This is a genomic window from Vibrio sp. Y20_XG_PY13 (genome assembly GCF_024181925.1).
Classification (GTDB): domain Bacteria; phylum Pseudomonadota; class Gammaproteobacteria; order Enterobacterales; family Vibrionaceae; genus Vibrio; species Vibrio parahaemolyticus.
Genome location: NZ_JAMZAL010000028.1, coordinates 1 through 5,096, shown reverse-complemented (window position 1 = coordinate 5,096; position 5,096 = coordinate 1). Strand labels below are relative to the sequence as shown.

At 41.4% G+C, this 5,096-nt stretch carries 4 protein-coding genes; 3 read left to right on the top strand and 1 reads right to left on the bottom strand.

The window, feature by feature from the left end; all coding sequences use genetic code 11:
• Window positions 1-233: 233 nt before the first annotated feature.
• A complete protein-coding gene (locus NL646_RS23405; RefSeq protein ID WP_257971229.1) occupies window positions 234-422 on the bottom strand; it encodes a hypothetical protein in 189 nt (62 codons plus the stop codon).
• 213 nt (window positions 423-635) lie between these two features.
• Between NL646_RS23405 and NL646_RS23135 the strand changes: the two genes are divergently transcribed.
• The 3 genes from NL646_RS23135 to NL646_RS23125 are packed head-to-tail and all read left to right on the top strand — an operon-like array spanning window position 636 to window position 4,523.
• Entirely contained in the window at window positions 636-2,324 is a 1,689-nt protein-coding gene (locus NL646_RS23135; protein WP_253664748.1) for a CHASE domain-containing protein, read from the top strand.
• Window positions 2,321-2,749, top strand: coding sequence for a response regulator (locus NL646_RS23130; RefSeq protein ID WP_025590354.1), 429 nt, complete (start codon window positions 2,321-2,323; stop codon window positions 2,747-2,749). The genes NL646_RS23135 and NL646_RS23130 overlap by 4 nt, the downstream gene beginning before the upstream one ends.
• A 16-nt stretch (window positions 2,750-2,765) precedes the next feature.
• A complete protein-coding gene (locus NL646_RS23125; RefSeq protein ID WP_253664747.1) occupies window positions 2,766-4,523 on the top strand; it encodes a GGDEF domain-containing response regulator in 1,758 nt (585 codons plus the stop codon).
• The last annotated feature ends 573 nt before the right edge of the window (window positions 4,524-5,096 follow it).

The following is a 5,096-nucleotide window of genomic DNA, read 5'->3' as shown; positions in this document are numbered from 1 at the left end:
TAATCAACCCGACATAGCACTATTGGACTTAATGCATTAGAAAACACTACACATTAACTAGAATGCTAAAATGGAACTAGCACACTTTGGGGCAAAGGTGTGTTTGCCGTAATCGGCGCTGGCACACCTCTGGACAAAAGTTTGCTAGTGACTTTGCTAATGTAGTTTTTCATGAATTACTTTAGGTATGGCAAAGTCACTTTTAGTATGTGAACACAACTGGACAGACTAAATTATTCAGCAGCCTTTCTATCGACCAAATCTAATAGTTTTGCTGCGACAAATAGATCCTGAATGGCAATGCCAGAGCTATCAAAAACGGTGATTTCTTTATCCATTTTTCTCCCTTGAGCATTTCCCGTTATGACCTGACCAATCTCAGTAACGAGTGGATTTACCGTATGTTGAACCCCACCCGCCATAAAATCAAACAAGAAAACATAAAAAAGAACATATTTGCATATAATTTAATAATCAATTATGTTGATTTACATATAATAATTACAAAGGTCAGTTAAATTTTGACGATAACTTTATTGACTCAACGGGCAAGTACACTCCATTGGTATCATTGGTTTGTACTTTTTTTGTCAGCCGTGCTCACTCTTACCGCTTGGGCGGTAACCTCGAGTCAGGTGGAACAAAAAGCAAAAACTCAATTTGAGTTTCAAGCCCATCAGTTGGTCGAACTCGTACAAGAGCGGATGTCGAAATATGAGGAGGCACTGCTCGCAGGAGTGTCAGCCTTACATATGTATCAAGCGCCTGCCTCAAGAGCAGACTGGAAAATTTTTGCTGACCAGTTTGATGTCCCTCGACACTTTCCAGGCATCAACGGTATTGGTGTTATTCACTACGTTCCTGATAACAAAATAAAGCGGTATTTAGAATGGCAAAGAAAGCAACTGTCTGAATATGTGCCGCATCCTGCTCGAACTGCTTCCGAATATTGGCCTATTACCTACATTGAACCAATGCAAAATAACCTAAAGGCCGTGGGACTAGACATGGCACATGAAAACAACCGATACACCGCAGCCAAAAACGCCAGATTAACAAATACAGCCACCATCACTGCTCCAATTACCTTAGTTCAAGACTCGGAAAAGGCGCCGGGGTTTCTGTTTTATGCCCCCTGGTTTTCTGATGAAGTTCCTGAGTACTACGGAGATACAAAAGATGGTTTCTTAGGTTTAGTTTACGCCCCATTTATTGTAAATAAATTGATGAACGGGACTCTCTCTGGAGAGAAACGACTCGTGAACTTCAGTCTCTATGACAATCAAGAATTGCTGTACAGTGATCTTAATGTGTCAAACGTGAGCCATCATTCAGATCCGCACTTTACACAAACTCTAGAGTTGAATATATACGGTAGAGTTTGGACCTTCGTTATTCAAAGTTCGCCATTGTTTGAAGCGCAGCAAAATACCACTCAACCTCTGCTTATTCTTATCTTCGGTATTATCGTGGATGGCTTGTTATTTATGCTATTTCTCATGTTGGTTCGTGAAAAAGAGCGAGTCGATGAGTATGCAAAGCATTTAACGAAAGACTTGCAATTGCGCACTGACAAGTTAGAAACGGCCACAAAAGACCTTCAAGCCAGGAATCAAGCATTGCAAGAGGCAAATAGAGAACTTGATCAGTTCGCCTACGTGGCCTCTCATGATCTGAAAGCCCCTTTACGCGGCATTTCCCAGCTAGTGACTTGGTTAATCGAGGAGTTATCGGAGTTTTTAACCCCTCAAACAGAACAATATGCATCTTTGCTGAGCAACCGCGTGCAGAGGTTGGAAAGACTGTTGGATGATTTGCTCGCCTACTCTCGTGTGGGGCGTAAGCCTGGTCAGCTAACGACATTTAATCTCGAGCAATACTGTGAAGAGACATTAGAACTGATTTCTCCTCAACGTAAGGTCTCTTTGGTTTGCCACAACCATATTGGAGAGTTTGAGACATTAACTACACCTCTTGAATTAATACTTCGTAATTTAATCAGCAACGCCGTCAAACATCACCACAAGGAAATAGGAACCATTTATGTCTCAGGAGAGGATATCGGAGACATGTATCAGTTTGTGGTTGAAGATGATGGACCAGGGATCCCAGAACAATTCAGGGAGAGAGTGTTTGAATTGTTTCATACCTTACAACCGAGAGACACTGTTGAAGGAAGTGGTTTAGGTCTTTCTATTATCAAGAAAGTTCTGGATTTATACTCATGCCACTATTCTATCGGCTCTAGCTCACTCGGAGGATGTGCTTTTCATTTTTCATGGCCCAAAAAAAATAGCCCCGTACTCGTTAAGGAAGCCTCATGACATCCCCTGAATGTAAACCTGTTAATATTCTCTTAGTGGAAGACGATGATATTGATGCAATGGGCATCGAGCGAGCACTCAACACTTTGAAGTTACTTAACCCTATTTACCGAGCTAGAGATGGAATAGAAGCCTTAGAATGCTTGCGAAATGGGGAAATACCTCCCCCTTGTATTGTGCTTCTCGATTTAAACATGCCTCGAATGAATGGACTTGAATTTCTTGGTGAAGTGAGAAGAGATGATGAGCTCTGCTCTCTAGTGATTTTTGTGCTAACTACCTCGAGAAGAGATGAAGAAATTACGGCAGCGTATGAAAAAAATATCGCAGGTTACATGGTCAAATCTTCGGTGAGCCAGGACTTTAATGAAGTTCTTGCTTTTTTAGATAACTACTGGCGCATCGTAGAATTACCAGTTCAATGACTCATGGCGGCAGCATATGAAAGTATTAATTATTGATGACGATACCATCGATAGACTTGCAATTAAGAAAACATTGCGTAGTACAGATTTGCCTATCTCGATAATAGAAGAAGCGCAAACTGCTCATGAAGGGTTAGACAAAGCCCTTAAACAATCTTTTGATGTGATTTTACTGGACTATCAACTGCCACCATCAACGGGGATGGAAGTGCTCATTGCACTCAAATCAAATTCGGATTTTTCCACGTCTATTGTCATGCTCAGCCATAGTAATGACGAAGAGTTGGCTTTGAAATGTATTGAGATGGGTGCTCAAGACTTCGTGATGAAAAATGAAATTTCTTCGATCCGCTTGAGAAGAGCGATTATCATCGCAACAGAGCGCTACTTTTTAGAGCAAAAGGTACTCGAGACTCACACTCAGCTAAAACAACTGGCTGAGACTGATACGTTAACAGGGGTATTTAATCGACACTTTTTTGACGAACGCTTAAAGAAATTTTTACTCATGGCTTCACGCAGTCAAACACCTTTAGCGCTCTTGCTCATCGATGTGGATCGTTTTAAAGACATCAATGACCAATATGGACATGTCACGGGAGATCATGTTTTACAGGAAGTAGCACAAAGACTTCAATGCAACACTCGAGATAGTGATTCTCTATTTCGTATAGGAGGTGACGAGTTTGCAGTGATTGCAACTAACTTAGCGTCTGAAGAGCAGGTTGACTTAATTGTACGACGTATACTCTCTGCGTTTGAAAGTAATTTCAACATTGACCAGCAATGTATTGAGGTTTCAATTAGCATCGGGGTAGCCAGTTATCCTGAGTGTGCATCAAACTCATTAGAGTTGAGAAAGTGTTCAGATATCGCGCTATACAGGGCAAAAGAGAAAGGTCGAAAACAGGCACAGTACTATTCTAAAGCCTTTCATGATACGGTTGATCAACGTTTACGCATTGAAAGTAACCTTAAGCAAGCCATACAAAAAGAGGAATTCGAATTACATTATCAACCTCAATTTGACAAATCAATGCGACTTGTTGGCGCCGAAGCGTTGATTCGTTGGTATCATCCAGATCTAGGCTTCGTCCCACCAGACGTATTTATTCCAATTGCAGAAGAGTCTGGGCTCATTGAGAATATTGGTGAATGGGTGATTGAAACGGCGATTAGGCAAATGTCGATATGGCGAACAGCATGCTTCTTTCCTGAGTCTTTTACGTTAGCAGTGAATCTTTCTCCGAAACAACTATCCGCTCCTCAACTGGTCGAAAGGGTTGCTGCATTTTTGCATTTGTATGGAGTCTGTGCTTCTCACATTGAGTTTGAAATTACTGAAAACTGTTTACTCCCGAAAGGCAACGCTTCGAAAACGTTAAACGAGCTCAGCCGGTTAGGTATTCAAATCGCCATTGATGATTTTGGTACTGGCTATTCATCCTTATCTCATCTCAAATATTTTCCAATCGATATTATCAAAATTGATCGCAGCTTTTTAAAGGATATCGAAGTTCACACTTCTCGGCAGTTGTTTGAAGCCATCTGTGCATTTGCACGCTCACTTAACTATGAGATTATTGCTGAGGGAATAGAAACTCCTGAGCAACACAGAGCTTGCAACTCTATGAATGTGTCAAGAGTTCAAGGATTTAAATACTCCAAACCACTTACCGTAGAGAGCTTTGAAAAGAGGTATTTACTCAAAGTTTTGAGAGAGGGGGTAGGAAAAGTGATTCGCACCGTCAGTTTTGGACACCGAGTTAAGTGAGTTGGACCGCCACCGTTCTCCTAGACAAATTTCACCTATTCTTGGAATTTACCCCCGTAATACAACACTGGGGTTTACAAACGAACACCACTAGAAGAATGGGTAAGTTTTTGTAGGGGAAAAGCCCATGAAAAGGATGTGAACGAGTAAAAGGTCTAGCAAATAATGGGGCAAAGGCGTGTTAGCACTAGCTACCAACACATCTCTCTGGACAATTCCGTGTTTGGTCATGTACTAATTTAGCTTCACACGGATAACTTTTCGTATTGAAAAATCGCTTAGTGCGTTGTCCAGGGGGGAAACGAGCGATCGCAATCACCGAAATACGCAGCTCATCTTGTATGAGTGCCTAGTTATTCACTAACTTACTCAATCCAACATTTGATTTGCTACAATCCAATGTATCGTGTTTTAACATGAATGGTGTGACTCACTGTCTACTAGCGACTCTTTCAAAATCTGAGTAAGAGGCTCAGGTTTGTGAATATAGTACCCTTGAGCGAAATGAACGCCTATGTCAGATAGGCACTGATAAATCTCGTGGCTCTCTACGTACTCAGCGACCGTTTTCAA